25 protein-coding genes are annotated in these 23639 nt (G+C 33.7%); 12 read left to right on the top strand and 13 right to left on the bottom strand.

Annotated elements, in window-relative coordinates; genetic code table 11:
* Positions 1-47: 47 nt before the first annotated feature.
* The gene (locus tag CVD18_RS08815) at positions 48-1058 is read left to right on the top strand and encodes an NAD-dependent epimerase/dehydratase family protein (protein ID WP_103865076.1); all 1011 of its coding nucleotides are present in this window, start codon (positions 48-50) and stop codon (positions 1056-1058) included.
* On the opposite strand, the gene CVD18_RS08810 is transcribed toward CVD18_RS08815, so the two are convergent.
* Genes CVD18_RS08810 through CVD18_RS08800 form a run of 3 tightly spaced genes read right to left on the bottom strand, consistent with a single transcriptional unit; the run spans position 1055 to position 3581 of the window.
* Complete coding sequence (locus CVD18_RS08810) at positions 1055-1507, bottom strand: DUF4296 domain-containing protein (RefSeq protein WP_103865075.1); 453 nt, start codon at positions 1505-1507, stop codon at positions 1055-1057. The genes CVD18_RS08815 and CVD18_RS08810 overlap by 4 nt on opposite strands.
* A complete protein-coding gene (locus CVD18_RS08805; protein ID WP_103865074.1) occupies positions 1504-2847 on the bottom strand; it encodes a dihydroorotase in 1344 nt (447 codons plus the stop codon). Before CVD18_RS08805 ends, CVD18_RS08810 begins: the two co-directional genes overlap by 4 nt.
* Positions 2848-2849: 2 nt before the next feature.
* On the bottom strand, positions 2850-3581 hold the full coding sequence (locus CVD18_RS08800; protein WP_103865073.1) for a polyprenol monophosphomannose synthase: 732 nt from the start codon (positions 3579-3581) through the stop codon (positions 2850-2852).
* A 96-nt stretch (positions 3582-3677) separates the two neighbouring features.
* Here CVD18_RS08800 and CVD18_RS23495 point away from each other — a divergent pair, with 96 nt between their 5' ends.
* Together CVD18_RS23495 and CVD18_RS08790 are read left to right on the top strand one after the other, a co-directional pair.
* Complete coding sequence (locus CVD18_RS23495) at positions 3678-4331, top strand: DUF4271 domain-containing protein (protein ID WP_103865072.1); 654 nt, start codon at positions 3678-3680, stop codon at positions 4329-4331.
* A gap of 33 nt (positions 4332-4364) precedes the next feature.
* Positions 4365-5111, top strand: a complete 747-nt coding sequence (locus tag CVD18_RS08790) for a uroporphyrinogen-III synthase (RefSeq protein WP_103865071.1) — start codon at positions 4365-4367, stop codon at positions 5109-5111.
* 100 nt (positions 5112-5211) lie between these two features.
* Here the strand turns inward: CVD18_RS08790 and pckA are convergent, their stop codons facing one another.
* Together pckA and CVD18_RS08780 are read right to left on the bottom strand one after the other, a co-directional pair.
* Positions 5212-6828, bottom strand: a complete 1617-nt coding sequence (pckA, locus tag CVD18_RS08785) for a phosphoenolpyruvate carboxykinase (ATP) (RefSeq protein ID WP_103865070.1) — start codon at positions 6826-6828, stop codon at positions 5212-5214.
* 67 nt (positions 6829-6895) lie between these two features.
* Positions 6896-7294: a DUF423 domain-containing protein gene (locus tag CVD18_RS08780; RefSeq protein WP_103865069.1), complete on the bottom strand. Its 399-nt coding sequence runs from the start codon at positions 7292-7294 to the stop codon at positions 6896-6898.
* A gap of 137 nt (positions 7295-7431) precedes the next feature.
* On the opposite strand from CVD18_RS08780, the gene CVD18_RS08775 reads away from it, so the two are divergent.
* Positions 7432-8802 carry a saccharopine dehydrogenase family protein gene (locus CVD18_RS08775; RefSeq protein WP_103865068.1) on the top strand — a complete coding sequence of 457 codons (1371 nt, stop codon included), beginning with the start codon at positions 7432-7434 and terminating at the stop codon, positions 8800-8802.
* Positions 8803-8953: 151 nt separating this feature from the next.
* The gene (locus tag CVD18_RS08770) at positions 8954-9424 is read left to right on the top strand and encodes an Lrp/AsnC ligand binding domain-containing protein (protein ID WP_103865067.1); all 471 of its coding nucleotides are present in this window, start codon (positions 8954-8956) and stop codon (positions 9422-9424) included.
* A 59-nt stretch (positions 9425-9483) separates the two neighbouring features.
* Here CVD18_RS08770 and CVD18_RS08765 read toward each other — a convergent pair whose 3' ends face one another.
* From CVD18_RS08765 to CVD18_RS08740, 6 genes are all read right to left on the bottom strand, one after another.
* The gene (locus tag CVD18_RS08765; protein ID WP_103865066.1) at positions 9484-10176 is read right to left on the bottom strand and encodes a zinc metallopeptidase; all 693 of its coding nucleotides are present in this window, start codon (positions 10174-10176) and stop codon (positions 9484-9486) included.
* A 186-nt stretch (positions 10177-10362) separates the two neighbouring features.
* Positions 10363-11478 carry an alanine dehydrogenase gene (gene ald / locus CVD18_RS08760; protein ID WP_103865065.1) on the bottom strand — a complete coding sequence of 372 codons (1116 nt, stop codon included), beginning with the start codon at positions 11476-11478 and terminating at the stop codon, positions 10363-10365.
* Positions 11479-11605: 127 nt separating this feature from the next.
* Positions 11606-11872 carry a SemiSWEET family sugar transporter gene (locus CVD18_RS08755; RefSeq protein WP_103865064.1) on the bottom strand — a complete coding sequence of 89 codons (267 nt, stop codon included), beginning with the start codon at positions 11870-11872 and terminating at the stop codon, positions 11606-11608.
* 89 nt (positions 11873-11961) lie between these two features.
* Positions 11962-12960, bottom strand: a complete 999-nt coding sequence (locus CVD18_RS08750; RefSeq protein WP_103865063.1) for a hypothetical protein — start codon at positions 12958-12960, stop codon at positions 11962-11964.
* A gap of 110 nt (positions 12961-13070) precedes the next feature.
* Positions 13071-15884 carry a leucine--tRNA ligase gene (leuS, locus tag CVD18_RS08745; protein WP_103865062.1) on the bottom strand — a complete coding sequence of 938 codons (2814 nt, stop codon included), beginning with the start codon at positions 15882-15884 and terminating at the stop codon, positions 13071-13073.
* 225 nt (positions 15885-16109) lie between these two features.
* A complete protein-coding gene (locus CVD18_RS08740; protein WP_233194511.1) occupies positions 16110-17054 on the bottom strand; it encodes a ketopantoate reductase family protein in 945 nt (314 codons plus the stop codon).
* A 742-nt stretch (positions 17055-17796) separates the two neighbouring features.
* Here CVD18_RS08740 and CVD18_RS08735 point away from each other — a divergent pair.
* From CVD18_RS08735 to CVD18_RS08705, 7 genes are all read left to right on the top strand, one after another.
* A complete protein-coding gene (locus CVD18_RS08735) occupies positions 17797-18675 on the top strand; it encodes an ABC transporter permease (protein ID WP_103865060.1) in 879 nt (292 codons plus the stop codon).
* Between the two features lie 3 nt (positions 18676-18678).
* Positions 18679-19506, top strand: coding sequence for a prolipoprotein diacylglyceryl transferase (gene lgt / locus CVD18_RS08730; RefSeq protein ID WP_103865059.1), 828 nt, complete (start codon positions 18679-18681; stop codon positions 19504-19506).
* A gap of 2 nt (positions 19507-19508) precedes the next feature.
* On the top strand, positions 19509-19916 hold the full coding sequence (locus CVD18_RS08725) for a hypothetical protein (RefSeq protein ID WP_103865058.1): 408 nt from the start codon (positions 19509-19511) through the stop codon (positions 19914-19916).
* Complete coding sequence (locus tag CVD18_RS08720; RefSeq protein ID WP_103865057.1) at positions 19897-20163, top strand: DUF3098 domain-containing protein; 267 nt, start codon at positions 19897-19899, stop codon at positions 20161-20163. Before CVD18_RS08725 ends, CVD18_RS08720 begins: the two co-directional genes overlap by 20 nt.
* Before the next feature lie 63 nt (positions 20164-20226).
* Positions 20227-21021, top strand: a complete 795-nt coding sequence (locus CVD18_RS08715; protein WP_103865056.1) for an undecaprenyl-diphosphate phosphatase — start codon at positions 20227-20229, stop codon at positions 21019-21021.
* A gap of 10 nt (positions 21022-21031) precedes the next feature.
* Positions 21032-21760, top strand: a complete 729-nt coding sequence (gene truB / locus CVD18_RS08710) for a tRNA pseudouridine(55) synthase TruB (protein ID WP_103865094.1) — start codon at positions 21032-21034, stop codon at positions 21758-21760.
* A gap of 12 nt (positions 21761-21772) precedes the next feature.
* On the top strand, positions 21773-22468 hold the full coding sequence (locus CVD18_RS08705) for a hypothetical protein (RefSeq protein ID WP_103865055.1): 696 nt from the start codon (positions 21773-21775) through the stop codon (positions 22466-22468).
* Positions 22469-22589: 121 nt separating this feature from the next.
* Here CVD18_RS08705 and CVD18_RS08700 read toward each other — a convergent pair whose 3' ends face one another.
* Positions 22590-23204: a thioredoxin family protein gene (locus tag CVD18_RS08700; protein WP_103865054.1), complete on the bottom strand. Its 615-nt coding sequence runs from the start codon at positions 23202-23204 to the stop codon at positions 22590-22592.
* Positions 23205-23383: 179 nt separating this feature from the next.
* Positions 23384-23639: integrase core domain-containing protein (locus CVD18_RS08695; protein ID WP_146052742.1), on the bottom strand; the 256-nt coding region annotated here is incomplete at its 5' end.

Below are 23639 nucleotides of genomic sequence, written 5' to 3'. Positions count from 1 at the left end.
CAAAAAATGTCATTAATTGTTTACTTTAGTATCGTAGAATATATACCATGATATTAGTTACAGGAGCAACAGGATTAGTAGGCACACATTTATTAGTTAAACTTGTTCAGGAAAAAAAACAGGTTCGTGCACTTTATAGAACCGAAACCAAAAAGGAACACGCCAAAAAAGTATTTTCTTCTTACTTTGCCAAAGAAGCGCAACATCTATTTGATACTATTGAGTGGGTTCATACTAATATTAACGATGTACCCTCTTTAACCGAAGCTTTTGAAGGAATAACACATGTGTATCATTGTGCGGCTGTCATTAGTTTTAACCCTTCTGATTACAAAAAATTACGAAAAGTAAATATTGAAGGTACTGCCAATGTTGTCAATATGTGTTTATCTAACAATGTAGAAAAGTTATGCTACGTAAGTTCTATTGCTACCTTGGGAGACAATCTGACAAATGCAGCTATTAACGAAAAATCAGAATGGAACCCTGAAGTATTTAACTCTGTGTATGCAATTACAAAATACGGTGCAGAAATGGAGGTTTGGAGAGGTGTACAAGAAGGATTAAACGCTGTAATTGTAAATCCTGGGATTATTATTGGCCCAGGTTTTTTTGACGGGGGTAGTGGATACCTTTTTAAAAGAATTTATAACGGAATGAACTACTATACCACTGGAACTACAGGGTATATAGCAATACAAGATGTTATCGATATTATGCATAGGCTAATGCAAGGTTCACAAACTCATCAACGTTATATTCTGGTAGGACAAAACCTAAGCTACAAAAGTGCATTTACTATGATTGCCAAGGCTCTAAACAAACCAGCACCAAAAAAGAAAGCATCTCCGCTATTAATGAAGATTGCTTACTATCTGCAACGTATTGGACACCTACTTTTTAGAACAAACCAGTCCATATTTAAATCATCAATACGAAGTGCTTTTTCTACAAAACATTATAACAGTGATAAGATAACCAAAGAGTTATCTTACAATTTCACCTCAATAGAAAAAAGTATCAACGAAACTGCTTCTTATTTTCTAAAGGAGAATTAATTATTTTTTTCCCTTTTTGATAATAAAACAGGTTTCTCTTTAAGCTTTAATGAATCTTTTATTTTAGCAATAGAATCTTGTCTTTTTTTTATAGAATCCTCTTCTTTTTTAAGCTTTTCATACAATGTTACTCCTTCTTCCAAATTAACTTTTACACGTGCAAAAATCGCCTTATACTCATCAAATTGAGAGGAGTACCATGCATTATTTTGTGCAAAAACTACACTATCAACCCCATGTTTTTGTAATATATAAGCTTGGGGGTTGATATTTTTTTCTTCAAACTTTTTTCTATGTGAACTTTTGGCAGCTTTGACAAAAGCAATATCTGTAAAAATATCAACCATACAATCTTCTCCCACCAATGTTTCTGGCATAGGAGGTCTATCTACACTCTGACAGGATATAATTATCAAAAAGATACTAATATAGGTTACATATTTGCTCATCTATCAAAGGTTAATCGTTGTGCATGTCTTGTCGCATCATAAAACTTAAAGTTTTTATATACTAAATTTCCATTTACAAAAGTATGGGTAATTCTTGATCTAAACGTAGTCCCTTCAAAAGGAGACCATCCACATTTATAAGCAATATTCTCTTTATTTACACTCCAAGGTGCATTGATATCAACTAGTACTGCATCTGCATAATACCCTTCTTTTATATATCCTCTTTTTTCTACTTGAAATAATATAGCAGGATTGTGACACATTTTTTCTACAATTTTTTCCATACTTATTTTTCCCTGATGATAAAGTTCGAGCATTGCAGGAAGTGCATGTTGTACCAAAGGCCCACCAGAAGGTGCTTTGGTATATGCATTGTCTTTTTCTTCTATGGTATGAGGAGCATGATCTGTAGCTACCACATCTATTTTGTCATTGAGCAATGCAGCAAGTAGTGCGTCTCTGTCTTTTGCAGTTTTTACAGCAGGATTCCATTTGATTAATGTTCCTTTCTCAGCGTAATCAGCATCAGAAAACCATAAATGATGAATACATACTTCAGCAGTTATTTTCTTATCTTTCAGTGGTATTTTGTTTGTAAACAGCTTTAATTCTTTGGCTGTCGAAAGGTGAAAAACATGTAATCGTGCTCCTGTCTTTTTTGCCAATGCTACTGCTTGCGATGATGATAAATAACAAGCTTCTTCACTTCTGATAATAGGGTGAAATTCTAACGGGATATCATCTCCATATTTTGCTTTATATATCGCTGTGTTATCCTTGATTGTCTGCTCATCCTCACAATGTACAGCTATCAATAAATCTGTAGATGAGAATATTTTTTCTAACACCTCAGGGTTATCAACCAACATATTTCCTGTTGATGATCCCAGAAAAAGCTTAAGTGCTGCTACTTTTTTTGGATCTACTTTTAGAATCTCTTCCAAATTATCATTGGTACCTCCAAACATGAATGAGTAGTTTGCATAACTAGTTTTTGCAGCGATATCAAATTTTTCTTCCAGCTTTTCTACTGTGGTCGTTTGCGGCACTGTATTCGGCATTTCTATAAAAGAAGTAATTCCTCCTGCTATAGCGGCTCTTGATTCTGTTTCTATAGTAGCTTTATGAGTTAATCCTGGTTCTCTAAAATGAACCTGATCATCTATCACTCCTGGCAACAAATATTTTCCTTCGGCATCAAAAATATGTACATCTGGTGACTTTGCACTTATTTGCGGTGCTATTTCTTTAAAAACACCGTGCTCTATATACACATCTCCATTAAAAATCTTTCCTTCATTGACAATATTGGCATTTTTAATCAACACACTATCCATAATCATATTTCGTAACTATTAAACAAACTATTAATTTTCATTTTTACAACTCCAAAAACAGCTTCAGAAATAATTCCTTTGCTCATTTTTGAAGTTCCCCTTGTTCTATCTGTAAAGATGACGGGAATTTCTTTTATTTTAAATTTAAGTAAATACGCTTTAAATTTCATTTCTATCTGAAAAGCATATCCTACAAATTTTATTTTATTCAGGTTTATTTTCTCTAATACCTCTCTTTTATAACAGATAAATCCAGCAGTTGTGTCATGAATATCCATTCCTGTAATAAAACGAACATATTTTGATGCTCCCCATGACAATAATACTCTAGTCATTGGCCAATTTACCACATTTACTCCAGTAACATATCTTGACCCAATAGCTACATCAGCAGGTCCTTTGGCACACGCATTATACAACCTAATAAGGTCATTAGGGTTATGAGAAAAATCGGCATCCATCTCAAAAACATATGTATAGGGCCTTTCTAATGCCCACTTAAAACCAGCTATATATGCAGTTCCTAACCCTGATTTACCTTCTCTCTCCATTAAAAAAAGAGCATCTTTATACTCTAATTGTAACTCTTTTACCTTATCAGCAGTTTTATCTGGTGAATTATCATCTACAATAAGAATATGAAAATTACGCTGTAACGAAAACACATTTTTTACAATACGTTCCACATTTTCAATCTCGTTATATGTAGGGATTATGACTACGGCATCAACCATCTAGGCTATTTTTCAGGCAAATATAACTAAATAATTACTAGATATTTTCTTGTTTTTATCAGTTAATTGATTGTAATTTTACCCCTGAAATAGCTTATGAATTTTATTACCAGAGAAATAGCGCATATCAATTGGCTTACGATCCTTATCGTAATATGCCTTTTATTGTTGGCAATAGCCAAGAGGGTCAATTCGCTTCGGTTTTCCGATTTCACGATGCTTTTGAGTAATAACAAGTATATTATCTCTCATCAAAAACCAAATAAACTCTCTTCTTTGTTCAATGCAATTCTCTTATTATTTCAAATTGCATCTGTTTCTCTATTCATCTTTTTATGCTTTGACACCTTTGAATGGCAAGTCATCCCAAGTCAAATTACCCTATATTTTAAGATCACTATCATCTATACTGTCGTTGTTATTTGCAAATTACTTATAGAAAAAATTATCGCTACAATTTTCTCTATTGATTCTATAATTGACGAATATTTGTTTTACAAAGTATCTTATCGTAACTTTATGGGGGTCATTTTATTACCTACAAACATCTTATTTATTTATGCGCTACAACCCTCAAAAATCGCATTTATAATATTGTTAATTTTATTGGTTATTTTAAATACAATTGTACTGTTTTCCTTTTACAAGAAAAACGAAAGTATTATTTTAAACCATATGTTTTATTTTATTTTGTATCTTTGCGCACTTGAAATCGCACCTTATTTCATACTATATAAGCTTATTAGTTAATAGTAGGACCTTTACAAAAAAGAAAGAAAATTTATGAAAGTGAAAACAATTTTGGTCTCACAGCCGGAGCCTAAAGTGGAGAATTCACCTTATTTTGATTTAGAAGAAAAGGAAAAAGTAAAAATTGACTTTATCCCCTTCATTCATGTAGAGGGAGTTGATGCAAAAGAGGTAAGATTGCAGAAAGTGGATTTATCTAACTATTCTGCCATTATTCTTACCAGTCGAAATTCTGTTGATCATTTCTTTAGAATTGCTGACGAGATGCGCTTCAAAGTGCCAGATACGCTCAAATATTTTTGTCAAAGTGAAGCTGTAGCATATTATCTACAGAAATATGTTGTTTACCGAAAAAGAAAAATCTACGTTGGTAAACGTACATTTCAGGAGTTATCTCCATTGATTAAAAAGTATAAAAACGAAAAATTCTTATTACCGTCTTCTGACAAGTTAAAACCCCTGATCCCTGAAACACTGGATAGTTTGAAAGTGAATTGGAAACAAGCGGTGTTTTACAAAACAGTGGTAAGTGATCTTTCTGACCTAAGAGATGTATTTTATGATATCTTGGTATTTTTTAGCCCATCGGGAATACAATCTTTATTCGAAAACTTCCCTGATTTTAAACAAAAAAATACAAAAATTGCTGTTTTCGGGAACTCAACTGTAAAAGCTGCCGAAGAGCATAACTTGGTTGTAAATATTCAGGCACCAACCCCCGAGACTCCATCAATGACTATGGCGCTCCAAAAGTATATCAAAGAAGTAAACAAAAAATAAATTCACACTATCTAGTACTAATTTATTAAAACATACATAAAAAAAAGAGAGTCCCGAATATCGTATTCGGGACTCTCTTTTTGGTATACTATTTACACTCTTAGAAGGAATATCTCTGAGGGCCTCCTCTTCGAATTTCTTCACTAGCATATGATTCGAATTTTTTGAAATTCTCTCTAAATGCGTTCGTCAACTTAAATGCAGTTGTATAATATGCTTCATCATCATTCCAAGTTGCTCTTGGACTAAGAACCTTTGTAGGTACCCCTGGACACTCTCTTGGCTGTGCTACTCCAAAAACAGAATGAATATGATAATTATCATAAGAATATGATCCTAAATCACCGTTAAGTACAGCCTGAATCATAGCTCTTGTATATTTTAATTTAATTCGTGTTCCTACACCATAGGGACCGCCTGTCCAACCAGTATTCACCAACCAAACATTCACCCCTGTATCATTCATTTTATTAATCAACATCTCTGCATATTTAGCAGGATGTAATGGCATAAATGGTGCTCCAAAACAAGCAGAAAACGACGGGGTAGGTTCTACTACTCCTGCTTCTGTTCCTGCTACTTTTGCTGTATATCCTGAAATAAAATGATAGGCAGCTTGACTTGGTGTCAACTTAGAGATCGGTGGTATTACCCCAAACGCATCAGCTGTTAAAAAGAATATATTCTTTGGATTCTCACCAATAGAAGGCTCCTGTATATTCTCTATATGGTGAATCGGGTAACTTACTCTTGTATTCTGAGTGATCGAAGTATCTGCATAATCTACTTCTCCTTTATCATCGATAATTACATTTTCGAGGATCGCTCCTTTTTTGATGGCTCTATATATTTCAGGCTCTTTCTCAGAGGATAAGTCTATCACTTTGGCATAGCAACCACCTTCAAAATTGAATATGGTATTTTCTTTAGTCCACCCATGCTCATCATCACCAATCAATTTACGATTAGGATCTGTAGACAAAGTTGTTTTACCTGTTCCTGAAAGCCCAAAAAAGATAGCAGTATCTCCTTCCTCTCCTACATTGGCAGAGCAATGCATAGGAAGCGAATCTTTATATACTGGAAGTATAAAATTAAGTGCAGAAAAAATTCCTTTCTTAATCTCTCCAGTATAACCAGTACCTCCGATAAGTGCTATTTTTTTTGTGAAATTTAAAATCGCAAAATTATGCTGGCGAGTTCCATCTACAGATGGATCTGCCATAAACCCTGGTGCATTAACGATAGTCCACTCTGGGTCAAAATCTTTCAATTCTTCCTGTGTTGGTCTCAAAAACATGTTAGATGCAAACATATTAGACCATGCATATTCGTTTATCACTCTTATATTAAGACGATACTTAAGATCGGAACACGCATAACTGTCACGAACGAATATTTCTTTCCCAGAAAGATATTTGGTTACTTTATCATATAATGCATCAAATGCATTTGATGCAAAAGGGATATTGATATCCCCCCACCATATCTTATCTTTTGTAATATCATCTTTAACAATAAATCGATCCATTGGAGAACGCCCAGTAAATTCGCCGGTGTTTATTGCCAACGCGCCTGATGCGGTAATTTTTCCCTGATCTTTTTGCACTACTTCATCCTGAAGTTCATCAGGAGATAGTTGGTAGCGCATGGTAGCATTTTCAATACCGTAATGCTTTAACGAAAACGTTTTCGTAGTTGGATACAGTCGTTCCATAGAAATATGTGGTGTTTGTTATGTATGGCAAAATTATAAATAATAATTACACTATCCGACAAAAAAATCACTTAATCTTCATCAATGAAATTATAAGAAAAATCCATCCAGAAATTAATAACAACCCTCCCAAAGGTGTAATAAATCCAATACTTGACAATGATATGCCAAAAATCTCATCGATCACCAAAAGATATATTGATCCCGAAAAAAGAATAATTCCCCCAATAAAAAAGTAAAAAATTCGTTTTCTTCTAATCTCCTGCAAGACAGTCATATTTCCTAAAATGACACATACAATTGCATGATACATTTGATATCGCACTCCTGTTGTAAAAGAATCAATACTAGCTGCATCTACATGTTTTTCTAATCCGTGAGCCCCAAAAGCTCCTAAAAGCACTGCTATTAACCCTGTAATAGCTCCTGTAATCAAAATTGTTTTGTTTTCTGATATTTTGTTCATAATTGATTATATCAAATATTATTTTTAAAGGATTAAACACATTATTCAAAAAAATATAAGCAATACCTCATAATTGACATCCAACTTTTTACGGTATTTACTACATTCGTATCAAAGTTATCAAAATATCAGAAGGTATGCGAAAGATATTAGTCATTGGTGCAGGTAAATCTACTGCTGTTTTAATCAAATATTTTCAAGACAAGTCTATTTCAGAAAATTTACAGATTACCATAGGGGATATTTCTGTTGAAAATGCTAAAAAATTAGCGGGTACTCACTCAAATACCCACGCTATACCTTTGGATATTTTTGATCACAACTCAAGAGAAAAAGCAATTCAAGAGGCTGATATTGTTGTATCAATGCTTCCTGCTCGTTTTCATATTGAAGTTGCCAAAGACTGTTTAAAGTTTGATAAATGCATGGTTACAGCTTCATATGTAAGCGCTGAAATGCAAAAACTTGATCCAGAAGTTCGCAAAAAAGGACTCATTTTTATGAATGAAATTGGTGTCGACCCTGGTATTGATCATATGAGTGCCATGCAGGTTATTGATCGTATAAGAAATCAAGGGGGTAAGATTGTTTTATTTGAATCCTTTACAGGAGGCTTGGTTGCTCCTGAAAGTGACACCAATTTATGGAACTATAAGTTTACATGGAACCCTCGAAATGTAGTAGTAGCTGGGCAAGGAGGGGCTGCAGAATTTCTGCAGGAAGGAACTTATAAATATATTCCATATCACAAATTATTTAGACGAACAGAATTTCTAGAAGTTGATGGTTATGGGCGTTTTGAAGCTTATGCCAATAGGAACTCTTTAAAGTATCAAAACATATACGGACTAGATAATATCTTGACTTTATATCGGGGAACTATTAGAAGAATAGGGTTCTCTAGAGCCTGGAATACTTTTGTACAGCTTGGTATGACCGCTGATGATTATAAGATGATTAATTCTGAGCATATGAGTTATCGGGATTTTACGAATTCTTTTCTGGCATATTCTCCTTCTGACTCAGTAGAACTGAAACTTCGTCATTATCTCAAAATTGATCAGGATGATATTATGTGGGATAAACTTTTAGAACTTGATCTTTTTAATCCAAATAAAAAAATTGGTATTCCTAATGCCACTCCTGCTCAAGCACTTCAAAAGGTATTAATGGATAGCTGGTCTCTTGACAAAGGAGATAAGGATATGATTGTAATGTACCATAAATTTGGTTATGAGCTTAATGGTAAACATAAACAAATAGATGCCACCATGGTAAGCATAGGAGAGAACCAAATGTATACTGCAATGGCAAAAACAGTAGGTTTACCTGTTGCAATGGCCACTTTGCGCATTCTTAACAAACAGATTACAGGTATTGGAGTACAAATCCCTATCCAAGAAGAGGTATACACCCCAATTCTTAAAGAACTTGAAGAGTATGGTATTGTTTTTAATGAAAAAGAATGTGACTATCTAGGATATAACCCTGATGGCGTAAAAGGGTAAACAACAAATTGAGTGTAGTTTTTATATCATTATTTCATAATACTCTTAAATCATCTATTCAGTTACTATATTCAAACCATTTATTAATCTTATATTTCAATTTTAAACATTAAACCTCATTTTTAATTGTCAAATGTAACTTTATACAAACATGAAAAATCAAAATAGCGGCTTAAAAATTGACGGTATTGATAAAGAAATTTTACGTAATCTCATGGAGGATGCGAGAAGGCCTATTTTGGAAATTGCCAGAAAAGTTGGTATATCAGGTGCCGCGATTCATCAAAGACTCCGCAAACTAGAAGCTTCTGGTCTTATTGCTGGGTCAAAATTTATTATAGACCCCAAAGTATTAGGATATAAAACGATGGCTTTTGTAGGTGTATATCTTGACAAAGCGGTAAGCAACCCTAAAGCGGTAAAGCAGTTACGAGAAATCCCAGAGGTAATCGAATGTCATTATACTACAGGAAATTGGTCAATTTTTATTAAAATATTATGTAGAGATAATGAGCATCTAATGAACGTACTGAATAAAAATATTCAAGCTATAGAAGGGATATCCCGCACAGAAACTTTTATCTCTCTAGATCAACAAATTGATCGACAAATAAAGATTTAATACAAAAAAACAGGCTTATATATTTTGTTATACAAGCCTGTTTTTTTATCTATTCTTTTTTAGTTTCTTCTACCCATGAAGATAGAGATAAAATATAATAATGTTGCCAAAGAGCCTAATGCTGCAACTACATATGTTCTTGCCGCCCATTTTAGTGCATCTTTAGCACCAGCATGTTCTTGAGTAGTCAACATATTGTTGTTTTCTAACCATGCCAACGCTCTGTTACTAGCATCATATTCTACTGGCAATGTAATGAATGCAAATAGCGTGGTTACCCCAAACAATAGTATCCCTATTAAGAAAATAGTATTTCCAAATATCATTCCTGAAGCAGAAAGCACAAGTCCTCCCATAATTACCATATTAGACAACTTACTAGCTATACCTACAGCAGGTACAATTTTAGACCTCATTGTCAACCAACTATATGCAGTAGCATGTTGTACGGCGTGGCCACATTCATGCGCTGCAACAGCCGCTGCTGCGGCATTGCGTTGACTATATACTCCTTCACTTAAATTCACTGTCTTATTTGCAGGGTTGTAATGATCTGTTAACATTCCTGGGGTAGAAACCACCTGTACATCTCTGATTCCATTATCCTGTAACATTTTTGTGGCAATCTCTGCACCACTCATGCCGTTTTGCAAACTGATCTTTGAGTATTTCTTGAATTTACTTTTGAGCTTGTTACTTACAAATGTGCTCACCAGAAATATGACTCCCGCAATGATATAATATCCCATCATAATAATATTCTTTTTTTAGCTGATATCATTTACAAAATAAAATTACTGTAATAAAAACGTCTTTCTTTTTCAATAATTTCAAATCATAATTGATATGATTTACAATTTTATGTCATAAAATACAAAAACCTCGCCATTTTGCGAGGTTTTTGATTAAATAAACTTGAGTTAGCCAATAAATCGAGTTTAATTCAAATATATTTCTACATCTTTTAAAGGAAGGTCAAAAGCTTCTGATATTGCAGGATATACAATATCTCCGTTTATAACATTCAATCCTTTTTTAAGAGGTTCATTTTCTTTACATGCTTTTTTCCAGCCTTTATTTGCTAGTTGTACTGCATATGGCAAAGTGACATTAGTTAATGCCAAAGTTGACGTATACGGTACTGCTCCTGGCATATTTGCTACAGAATAATGTACTACATCATCAATAATATACACAGGATCTTCATGAGTAGTTGGTTTTGTAGTTTCAAAACAACCTCCCTGATCTACTGCTACATCAACCATCACAGTTCCTGAGCGCATATCTTTAAGCATATCTCTTGTAATTAATTTTGGTGCTTTTGCTCCAGGAATTAGAACTCCACCAATAATTAAATCAGAATCTTTTATATGCTTACGAATATTATACTCATTTGAGAATTCAGTTTTTACATTTGCAGCCATCACATCATCCAAGTAACGCAATCTCTTCATACTGATATCAAGAATTGTAACATCAGCTCCCATTCCTGCAGCCATTTTTGCTGCTTGCGTACCTACTACTCCTCCACCTAATACAAGTACTTTGGCAGGGGGAACACCTGGTACACCACCAAGAAGAACTCCTCTTCCTTTTAGTGGCTTTTCTAGAAATTTAGCACCTTGCAAAGTAGACATACGTCCTGCAACTTCACTCATTGGGGTTAATAATGGTAAGCTACGATCAAAATCTTCAACAGTTTCATAAGAAACACAAACAGACCCACTTGCCATCATCGCTTTTGTTAATGCTTCTTCTGATGCAAAATGAAAGTATGTAAATACAAGTTGATCTTTTTTGATCAATGCATATTCTGGTTCAATAGGTTCTTTTACCTTAATAATCATTTCAGCAGTACTATATACTTCTTCGATTGTAGGTAAAATTTTTGCTCCAGCATTGATATATTCTTCATCTTCAAAACCACTTTGAAGACCGGCATTATGCTGTATGAAAACAGTATGACCATGCTTAACGAGTTCCATCGTTCCAGCAGGAGTTACACCTACTCTATTCTCGTTATTTTTGATTTCTTTGGGTACACCAATTACCATATTCTTAATTTTTGGCCGAAAATAAATGTTTTTGCCAAAAAAAGCAATAAAAGAAGGCTAAAAAATACCTTATTAACAATTACCACAACATACTGATAACGAAACTGCAAGAAGAAAACTCATTTTATTACTGTGAGTCAGTATACCTATACTTAAAAAACAGTAGTAGAAAAATCGAAATAATTGTTATTACATTTGCAGAAATAATTGGCCAACTGTCAATCATAAAGCCATAGATCAACCAGCATAACACTCCTGAACCAAAAATAAATAACATAGAAAGAGATAGACCTTCTGCCGATTTTGTTTTCCAAGTTTTATATACTTGTGGTAAAAATGAAGCTGTCGTTAATATAGCGGCTATATACCCTACAAGTTCTATTGGGTTGACCATGCTCTGTTTTTTTTATACGCTGTTAGAATTCAATCTTAGAAGGTAATTTCAATTGAGAATTGGTATAATCAAAAAAACACGACATACGATTACTCTACTCGATAGTACTTATAATGATCATCCTTATTTATAATAAAAGTATTCTTACCGTCTGGGCTTACAAAAGCTTCTAATCTAGCACGACTTACTCCATTTGCAAATAGTTTAAATTGAGTTTTATCTCCCTTATTCTCTAATTCATAATATTGATACCCTTTTGGATAAAAACCGAATACAAAATGATTACCTGTACTACCATTTCCAGTAACAGCAGTATCAAACATTTTAAAATCATTACTTCTTACTGGAGTATATAACTCTTGTTTATCACATTCTTTAAAATTGCTTATAATCTCCTTAGGGCTTTTTATATCCTTATCTCTTATATAATATTTACCAATCAAATTTTTTATCACTAATTCTTTATCGGGGTATTGCAAAATAAAACAACCTTTAGCAATGGGTCGAACACATTGCAATTCTGGCATAACTGCTTTATCAAACTCCTTAAAAGTCTTGCGCTCTACTTTCTCTAATCTTTTAAACCGTTCTACCATCTGTAAACTATCAGAAAGCTCTTTTTCACCAATCGCTTCATCTTCTAGTTGCTCCATATAAGCATCATAATACGCCTGTGCATCAAAAGTATGGTATGCAATTCTTGTCTTTTTTTGCTTTTTGTAATACTGTTTTACGACTTCATCATTTTCATATTCTTTAGAGTACACATACCCTTTATCATCTATACTATTAAAATCTCCTACATGCAAAGAATCTATAATTTCAAAATTATTATTTAAAAACATGAGATATTCCTCTTCCCTATAATCTGTATGTTTTCCTCTTGTGACCATAAAGGTCAATAGCTGATCATCGATACGATAGAGTAAGCCAGAATTACATCTTACTTTTACTAATTTTAAAACATTACTTGTATGCTCTGGAAATATGGGCATATCAGGATGTTTATCTTCTTCTGTTTTTGTATAACCACAACTTACAGCTACTATAAATAACAGTACCAAACACCCTAAAACACACTTACTCATATATCAAATATTTAAGTTTATATCGATCGCTACAAATCCACTTCATTTTACAAACTAACAATATAACTCTTTCTTCTCCAATATACAGTAAGCCCGACAAAACAAACACATTACCCTACAATATTGATAATTTTACCAGGCACTACAATTACTTTTTTGGGTTCACGACCAGCAAGTTGTTGTTTTGTTTTTTCATGTGCCATTACTGCTGCTTCTATTTCATCCTTGCTCAAATCCAATGAAAGCTCCATAGTAAATCGTGTTTTTCCATTAAACGAAATCGGATATTTTTTAGCACTTTCTACTAGGTGTTTCTCTTCAAATACAGGGAATGTTGCCGTAGCTATTGACCCATTATGCCCTAATCTTTGCCAGAATTCTTCTGCAATATGTGGTGCATATGGTGATATTAATATTGCCAAAGGCTCTAGTATTGCTCGTGCGGTACATTTTTGAGCTGTTAATTCATTTACAGCAATCATAAAGGTACTTACAGATGTATTGAACGAGAAGTTCTCGATATCTTCTTCTACCTTCTTAATGGTCTTATGTAGCGTTTTTAAATCTTCTTTTGTAGGTTCTGTATCGGTTACTGCAAAATCATCTCCGTTATGATACAACTTCCATATTTTTTTCAGAAAAGAAGAAACTCCTGTGATCCCAGCGGTATTCCATGGTTTTGCCTGCTCTAATGGCCCTAGGAACATTTCATATAAACGCAAGGTATCTGCTCCATAATCATTACAAATATCATCTGGATTAACTACATTAAACCAACGTTTTGACATTTTTTCTACTTCTCTACCTACAATATACTTCCCTTCTTCAAGTTCAAAATCGGCATCTTTAAACTGCGGTTGCCACTTTTTTAATCCTTCTATATCAAGTTCATCAGAGCTATTAATCAAACTTACATCAATACGAAGTTCTTCTGTATCATGCTGATCTTTTAATCCTTCTGTTACATATGTATTGGTACCGCTTATCCTATATACTATAGCACTTGTACCCAAAATCATTCCTTGATTAATCAACTTCTTAAAAGGCTCATCTACTCCAATGTACGATCTATCTTTCAAGAACTTTGTCCAAAATCTTGAATATAGCAAGTGACCTGTTGCATGCTCACTACCCCCAATATATAAATCAACATTCTCCCAATATTGCAACGCTTCTGCAGAAGCGAATTCTTTATCATTACCAGCATCCATATATCTAAATAGATACCATGAGCTCCCTGCCCATCCTGGCATTGTATTGAGTTCTAACGGAAAAATACTGGTGTTATTTATCTGATCATTGGATACAACCTTGTTATTTTCTGTATCCCAAGCCCAAACATCGGCACGACCTAATGGTGGCTCTCCTGTTTCTGTAGGCAAATATTTTTCGACTTCTGGTAATTGTATAGGTAGGTGTGCTACCTCTATCATCTGTGGCATTCCATCTACATAATATACTGGAAATGGCTCTCCCCAATAGCGTTGACGACTAAATACTGCATCACGAAGTCTATAATTGGTTTTTCCTGTTCCTTGCCCTAGTTTCTCTAATTCATAGATAGCTGTTTTAGTTGCTTTTTTATAGGACAATCCGTTTAAGAAATCAGAATTTGCAATAATTGTTTTTTCCTTATCAGCAAAAGCTTCTTGAGAAATATCTATTCCTTCAAAAATATTGGTAATAGGAATATCAAAGTGCTTTGCAAAATCATAATCACGCTGATCTCCACATGGCACTGCCATTACCGCACCAGTACCATATCCAGCTAATACATAATCCCCTATCCAGATTGGCACAGGCTCTTTGGTAAATGGGTGTTCTGCATAGGAACCAGTAAAGACGCCACTTATCGTTTTTACATCTGCCATACGCTCACGCTCACTACGTTTGGCTGTAGCTTCTATATAGGCTTCAATTTCAGGTTTCTGCTCTGGGGTAGTAATTTTTTGTACCAAATCATGCTCTGGAGCTAATGTCATAAATGTAACTCCAAAAATGGTGTCTGGTCTTGTTGTAAATACTTCTATTACCTCATCATGTCCTTTGACATTGAATGTGACACCAGCACCTACAGATTTTCCGATCCAGTTGCGTTGTGATTCTTTGAGGGCATCTGTCCAGTCTATCCTATCTAATCCTTGTAGCAATCGCTCTGCATAGGCAGAGATTCTCATGCTCCACTGTGTCATTTTTTTACGAATCACAGGGTATCCTCCTCGCTCAGAAACACCGTTTACAATCTCATCATTGGCCAATACTGTTCCCAATTTAGGACACCAGTTTACTTCTGTTTCTGCCAGATATGTCAATCTATATTTTAAAAGGATCTGCTGCTTTTCTTTGGCAGTATATCTGTTCCAATCCTCGGCAGTAAATACAGGAGTCTCCTCATCACATACCGCATTTACTTTTGTATTTCCTTCTGTAACAAAAAGAGATTCTAACTCATTAATGTCTCTTGCTTTATCTTCATTAGTATCATACCATGAATTAAAAAGCTCCACAAAAATCCATTGTGTCCATTTGAAATATTCTGGATTACTGGTACGTACCTCGCGATCCCAATCAAACGAGAATCCTATTTTATCTAGTTGCTCACGATAGCGAGCTATATTTTCTTTGGTGGTTATAGATGGGTGTTGCCCTGTCTGAATAGCGTATTGCTCTGCTGGCAATCCAAAAGAATCATATCCTTGAGGGTGTAATACATTGAATCCTTTATGGCGTTTATATCGTGCATAGATATCACTGGCAATATACCCCAGCGGATGCCCAACATGCAATCCTGCACCTGATGGATATGGAAACATATCTAATACATAGTACTTTTCTTTATCACTGTTGTCCTCTGCTCTAAAGGTTTTATTCTCTGCCCAGTATTTTTGCCATTTGGCTTCAATAGTATTAAAATCGTAACTCATCTATCTGAAATTAAGACCGCAAATTTACTAAAACCTTCAAGATAGCACAGTAACATCTTCTAATTAATTATTTGTCTGGCACTAAAAAGTTATTTATACCATTTTTGATACAAAAAGGTGTTTTAAAGAAGCAAAAAGTATCTTCGAAGTACCTTTTTGGTTAACATTTTAAGCTTTTAGCTTCTTTCTAAAAGCTATAAGGTGTTTTTATGAAACTATTTTATTCTATTTTCGTGCTTTGACCTCCATAGGCAACAAACAACTGTAGATAAAAGTATTGGTAGGTGTAGCAACTTCTAATCGTTTTCCTTCTTTTACTATATATCCATTAAAATTTTCTAACTCAGAAGGTCTTCCTTCTAAAATATCTCGTTGTGTAGAAGCTGTAGCTTCGTAAGGTTGCTTACTTATAAAAGCAAGAACTTTATCTATGATATCTTTTGGTAAAGAAATCCTTTTGGCAACCCCAATATCATATATTTCTCTTGCTGTTTGTTGTAAAATGTGACGTGTTTCTATAGCCTCATACATTTCTCCAATAGTAGCGCGAGTAAGTGCTCCTAAACCACTCACTGTAGCTATAAACATAAATTTGTTCCAGATATCTACTTTGATATCTTGTGATATGGTGTTATCGAATCCTGCGGTATCAAATACTTTTTTTATTGTTTGCAGGCGATTTGTTTTTCTTGCATCTAATTCTCCAAAAACAACCTCTGGTGGGTGCCCAAAATGAGATATAACTCCAGGTGCTTCTATCTTACTATATATTCTACACAATCCTCCTAATACATGTTTTGCCCCTAGTACAGCACCTACTCTTTCTGCATTATCAGCTCCGTTTTGTAGTGGAATCACTACTGTATCTTCTTTGAGTATAGGTTTGATCATTGTTGCTGCCTCTGTAACTTGCCATGATTTTGTACAGATTAATACCAAATCTGCTTTATCTACACCAGCTATAGTATGGGTTGCCAAATGAGGGTGTGTTATAAAATCTCCTTCTATACTCTTAACTTGTAATCCATTTTTTTGGATTGCTTCTAGGTGTTTTCCTCTGGCAATCAAAGTAACTTTCTGTCCAGAACTGGCTATTTTTCCTCCAAAATATCCTCCTACTCCTCCTATTCCTATAATGACTGTATGCATAAGATCTATGTATTTACTCACTAAGTGAGATTTTAAACCTTCGAAGCAAGCTTCGAAATTAAAAGTTTGTTTCAAACGAATACTTCCTGGGCTTACCCCCGAAGTAGTTTATTCAATTTTTTCGCTATTTAAAAACAAAAATCACTTATTTATTAAGTCAAATCTAATGAATCCAAATTGAATTCATCCAAAGGAAAATAAGAACTGATACGAACCATTTATCAGCATTAAAATTCTGACTACAAATATAACTTATATTCCCTTCTCAACCATTCATCACAAAGCTCTTGAGTCTAATTCCACAACTGATTCTAACACTTTGTAAACCGAAGTAAAATGCATTCCAAAAACTTAAAAACAATACTATCAATAACTTAATAGTTCGAAAACATTTGTATTGTTTCCGCTTTAGGGTTTAACCACAATAAAGTGATTTGAAAATTGCTTAAAAAAACATGAAATTTAACACCAAAATGTTAAATATTGTGAATTTTGATACATCTACAATAGACCTATTATCAAACCTGTATTAGACCACTTGCTTACTCTCTAAATAAATCTAAACACGATTACTTCTAAGTATTCGTTATTCTATATATTAAACCCACTTTATGCATTAGAAAGTCTATTACTAGGTAAAAGAAAAGGCTCACCTTGTTGGACTGATCTTGTTTTGACTCCTCTTATTTCAGAGTACATTTGTATTTTGAAAAGTAGGAGTCTCGCTAAACTTTATTATTTTTACCACAAAATCAGATTATTTATGAGTTCTTCTTTTGAAAAATACCAAAAACGACGACTAATCTCTTCTTATTTTTCTGTAGTTATTAGTATCTCTCTGGTATTATTCTTACTAGGCTTATTGGGTTTACTAGTTCTAAACACTAAAAAAGTAGCGGATCATTTCAAAGAAAAAATCGCACTCACTATCTATCTGAAAGATACTGCCAAAGATGTTGAGATTAAACAATTAGAAAAAACACTGGCTCTGGCAGAATATACTAAATCAACTACTTTTATTTCTAAGGAAAAGGCTGCTGAGGAACACAGTAAAGATATTGGTGAAAATTTTATGGATTTTCTGGGGTATAATCCTCTACAAAATTCAATCGATGTGTATCTAAAAGCTGATTTTGTAGATCAGGTCAAAATCGAAGAAATAAATGCTACTATCATAAAAAAAGATTTTGTAGATGAAGTCATCTATGATAAACCTTTGATTTCATTACTCAATGATAATATCAAACGCATTAGTTTTTGGGTATTATTGATTAGTGGAGTTTTTACATTTATTGCAGTTCTACTGATTAATAGTTCTATTCGCTTATCGGTATACTCAAAGAGATTTATCATTAAAACCATGCAAATGGTGGGTGCCACAAAAAAGTTTATTCGCAGGCCTTTTGTATGGAAAAGTGTACGACTAGGAATGATAGGAGCTATTGTAGCTTTGATAGGGGTTGGTATTGTATTATTCTATTTAGATAAAACTTTTCCTGAATTGGCATTATTAAACGATAAAATTTTACTTATCATTCTATTTGCTGGAGTTTTTGGGATTGGTATACTTATTACTTGGATTAGCACTTTTTTTGCTACACAACGCTTCCTGAATCTAAGAACAGACGAATTATACTATTAATCTATGGGATCATTTGAATGGAATCTTGACCCAGAAATCACACAACTATTCGGGGTTTTTCCTATAAAATACTATGGCCTTTTTTTTGTGACTGGTATCTTGTTGGCTTATCAAATTGCAAAACACATCTTTAGTGCCGAAAAAAAATCTTTGGAACAATTAGAAAAATTGTCTTCTTACCTTATTGTAGGAATATTGGTTGGTATGAGATTAGGGCATTGTTTGTTTTATGATTTTGAGTATTATTCTGAGCATATTCTGGAAATTTTTGTTCCTTTTCAAATTATTAATGGAACCTGGCATTTTACAGGGTTTACGGGATTAGCAAGTCATGGAGGTAGTCTTGGCGCAATTATAGCTATTTTTTTATTTTCTAGAAAATACAAAACTTCTATTCTTTGGGTACTAGACCATATTGCTATTGTAACTCCAATTGTTGGAGCATGGATACGATTAGGGAATTTTATGAATTCTGAAATTTACGGAAAACCAACCCACGGTAATTACGGTGTTATATTCATGCGTGATGACATGATCCCCAGACATCCTACACAACTATACGAAGCTTTTTCTTATCTACTTATTTTTGGCTTATTATGGTATTTGTATAAAAAGACACAACTAGCAAAACAACAAGGGTTTTTATTTGGAGTATTACTATCTGTCTTATTTTTGGCTCGCCTTATCATTGAATTTTTTAAAGAGAATCAAGTTTCTTTTGAAGATAGTATGACGCTTAATATGGGACAACTATTAAGTATTCCTTTTATACTTGCTGGTATCCTATTTATTATATACAGTAAAAGAAAACCAAAAACCAACGTTTTATAATTATGGGTAAAATTGGTAAAATATATCTCTCGTTTATTTTTGTACTCTTTGTCATATTTATGACAGCTGTTGTACAAACTTTTCGCCCTGTACGAGATGTGCAGCCAGAAGATGTGATGAAAATTGAAGGAGTCGTAGCAGATATACAAGAAGGTTCTGGACTTGATATTCTAATTACCTTAAAAAATGATGCACATTATTACTATATCAACAGAGGAATACAGTATGGTCTCACACTTGATCAACTACGCTCTGATATCCTTAACAAAACAGTTACGTTGTATGGTATAAAAAGATGGACTATATTTACCCGAGATAAAAACATGGGGCACATATCCAAGTTGACGATAGATGATGTCGTATTATTTAATGAAATTAACAACGATACACATGAAAAAACAATCAAATAATAATATACTTCCTAAACCAGATTTTGTTTTCAGAAAGAAAAATTATGTGGTCATGGCAATTGGACTGGCTGTAATTGCTCTAGGATTTATTCTTATGGCTGGAGGAGGAAGCGATGACCCTAATGTTTTTAATCCTGAGATCTACAATTTCAGAAGAATTAGATTGGCTCCTACCATCGTTTTAATTGGTTTTGGCATCGAGGTGTATGCTATTTTACTCAATCCCAACAAGAAGAAAAAACAGTAATTCGACATTTTATTTTGAGGTAGTTATATATTTGCACCAAAATTAAAAACATTATATCCTACTATGGAAACTATTGATGCGATCATCCTTGGGATAATACAAGGGCTTACTGAGTTTTTACCTGTTTCTTCCAGCGGTCATTTAGAGCTTGGTAAAGCTATTTTGGGAGACAACAGTATCCCTGAAGAATCTCTTCTTTTTACTGTTATCCTTCATTTTGCTACTGCGCTTAGTACCATAGTCGTTTTTAGAAAAGATATATTGATACTCATTAAGGGATTACTACAATTCAAAAAAAACGAAGAATCTATATTTTCTCTTAAAATTATCATCTCTATGATTCCTGCTGTTCTGGTAGGCTTGTTTTTTGAAGAACAATTAGAAAGGCTTTTTGGAAGCAATGTAATGTTTGTTGGTTTTATGTTACTCATTACGGCAGCATTACTTTGGTTTGCCGATAAAGCAAAAAGTACCAGAAAACCAGTAAGTATCTCGAACGCATTTGTAATTGGTATTGCACAAGCTATCGCCATGTTACCTGGGATTTCTAGAAGTGGTGCCACTATATCCACTTCTGTTCTATTAGGAAATGACAAAACAAAAGCGGCTCGTTTTTCTTTCTTAATGGTAATTCCTCTAATTTTTGGTAAAATCGCAAAAGACCTGCTAAGTGGTGATCTTATTTTTTCATCAGAAAACAGTATTCCTATGACAGTAGGCTTTATCGCTGCATTTGTATCAGGTCTCTTTGCATGTACATGGATGATTTCTCTTGTAAAAAAGAGTAAGTTAACTTATTTTGCCGTATATTGTATCATTGTTGGCTTATTAGCCATCAGCTTTGGTTTTATCAAATAGCCCCTCTATAATGCTAACCGAAAAAGAGTATAAAGACGGTCAAATTCTTTTGATCGATAAGCCGTTGCAATGGACTTCTTTCCAAGTTGTAAACAAATTACGTTGGCTTATTCGAAAACAATTTTCTATCAAAAAATTAAAAGTTGGTCATGCTGGAACACTCGATCCACTTGCATCAGGCTTATTGGTTATATGTACTGGAAAATTCACTAAACGTATTCATGAATTTCAAGGACAAATCAAAGAATATACTGGTACCATAAAACTTGGAGCCACTACTCCCTCATATGATCTAGAAACAGAAATCGATCATACGTTTCCTATTGATCACATTACCAAAGAAATGATATTGAATGCTACTGCTCCTTTTATTGGAGAAATAGACCAATATCCTCCTATTTTTTCTGCCTTAAAAAAAGAAGGAAAACGATTATATGAATATGCACGAGAAGGAGAAAATGTAGAAATTAATGCAAGAAAAATTACCATAAACGAATTTGAAATCACCAGAGTAGAACTACCTGAGGTAGATTTTAAGGTTGTATGCGGTAAAGGAACCTATATCAGATCATTGGCTCATGATTTTGGAAAAAGCTTACAGAGTGGTGCTCACTTAACAGCTCTGAGAAGAACCAAAATTGGATCATTTTCTGTTGAAGATGCTACTATTATTCAGTTTTTTGAAGATCAGTTGCAGCCAAAAATAGAGACTACACAAAATAATGTAGCCCAAAATTAGTTATAGATACTTATGGAATTTATAGAAAAACATAAAGCTCTTATCATCACATCAATGCTAATGGGAATTGTTGTTCTAAGTCTTTATAATATCAATATGATACATAAGCAAAAGGAACAATCAGAAATTTTGATGGAAATCCCTGAAGAGTTTCTTGCTCAAGAAGAAGAGCTTGAAGAAGAACCTATTGCAGAAGAGGACAGACAATTAATTGCTTCTAAGAGAACACATTCTGCCTATAATGAAGATTTTGAGGATCATGATGAGTTTGAAGAGCGAATGAAATCTTTGACAGAGATTGAAGAAGCTGCTGCTGAAGAAGCTCAGGAATCCAAAACTACAGAAGGAGAGGTTCCTCTAGATGAAATTGATTCTACAGAAAATAAGAAAAAAGAAAGCAAAAAAGCAGAAGGCGAAGAGACAAATAATAGAAATAGTTCTCTTACGTATAGCCTAGAGAATCGTAAAGCAGTTGATTTACCAAACCCCGTTTACACCTGTAATGGTAGCGGAAGAGTAGTGGTAAAGATCGAGGTAAATAAAAATGGGTATGTAGTAAATACTAAAGTCGACAAAAAAAAGTCTACTACCAGAAACGAATGTCTCTTTGATAATGCTATGGATTATGCTCGACAGGCTTTATTTTCTAGATCAGATATAGAGGAACAAGAAGGATCTATCACGTACTATTTTAATTACTCTAATTAAAGTCTCTAGAAGTAACTTTCTCAATCTATAAAAACTGGGACATAATAAAAGTTATCCTAAAATAATAAGAACCAAGATTCTTTTATCATAAATCTTGGCTCTAAAAATATTGATTTTTGCGCTATAGTAGATTCAACAAATCTTCTGCTATGCTTGCTCCTTTGTCTTTATTATACCATGTTTGGAGATCTTCTTTAAATTCTGCATCCAAGCCACCATGTTTTTCTTTGTAATTATTTACCATTTCTGTAGCTGTAGATGGCCTTGGGCCCCAAGAATTTAGCACTTGCTTATTCTGAGCATCATATGCAATTAATTTAGGAATTGATTTTCCTCCATTGGTAAGAAAATTATTCATCAATTCATCATGCTCATCCCTTAATACAATTTTTAAATCAATCCCTTCATTAAGTGATGCTAATTTATTCATAACTGGTAGTATATGAGCTGCATCACCACACCAACCCTCTGTCAACACTACCCATGTAACATCTATCTCTGTATTAGAAAATGTACCCGCAACAGATTCATTAATCTTTAATGTTTTATCCCATCGCTTCATTCTACGGTCATTAAGAGTACTATAATTAGTTAACGCTTCTGACTGCTCATTACCTGTAGATTTGCCTTCTGCGAGTAAATCACTTACCAGATTTCGATATTGCTGATAGCTATATGCATTTTTCACACCTTCTTCTATGTATTCTGATACTGTTTTAAGAGTTGAATTTTTCATAAATAATTTGTTAGTTTATCTTATTGATAAAGTATTAGAAGGTTACATTGCTTAAACCTTACAAAACCACTATTTTTTTATTGCACTATTTTATTTTTTTTGGAATTACCAAAATGTTTTTATTGTAAATGTTTTGACCCCTATAAAACAAGAGTAATCTTTTAAATTTGGATTATTAATTATGCTACTCTATTTTTCATTAAAATTAAGTGTTTGTCTTTGTTCCATTTTTCCATAGGAGTTATTCTTCCCAATAGTCCATGATGCCTTACGTTGTTATAGAAAACCACATATCTTTTTAGTATTTGTTGAATCTCTCCAAATGTTCTATACTCAAATCGTTGAAAGACTTCTTTTTTAAGTATTCCATGATAAGCTTCTACATGTGCATTTTCCTCTGGTGTAGCAACATGAGTAAACTCTTGACTTACCCCT

The organism is Aquimarina sp. I32.4 (assembly GCF_002924285.1).
GTDB lineage: Bacteria > Bacteroidota > Bacteroidia > Flavobacteriales > Flavobacteriaceae > Aquimarina.
This window is presented reverse-complemented; position numbering and strand designations above follow the sequence as displayed.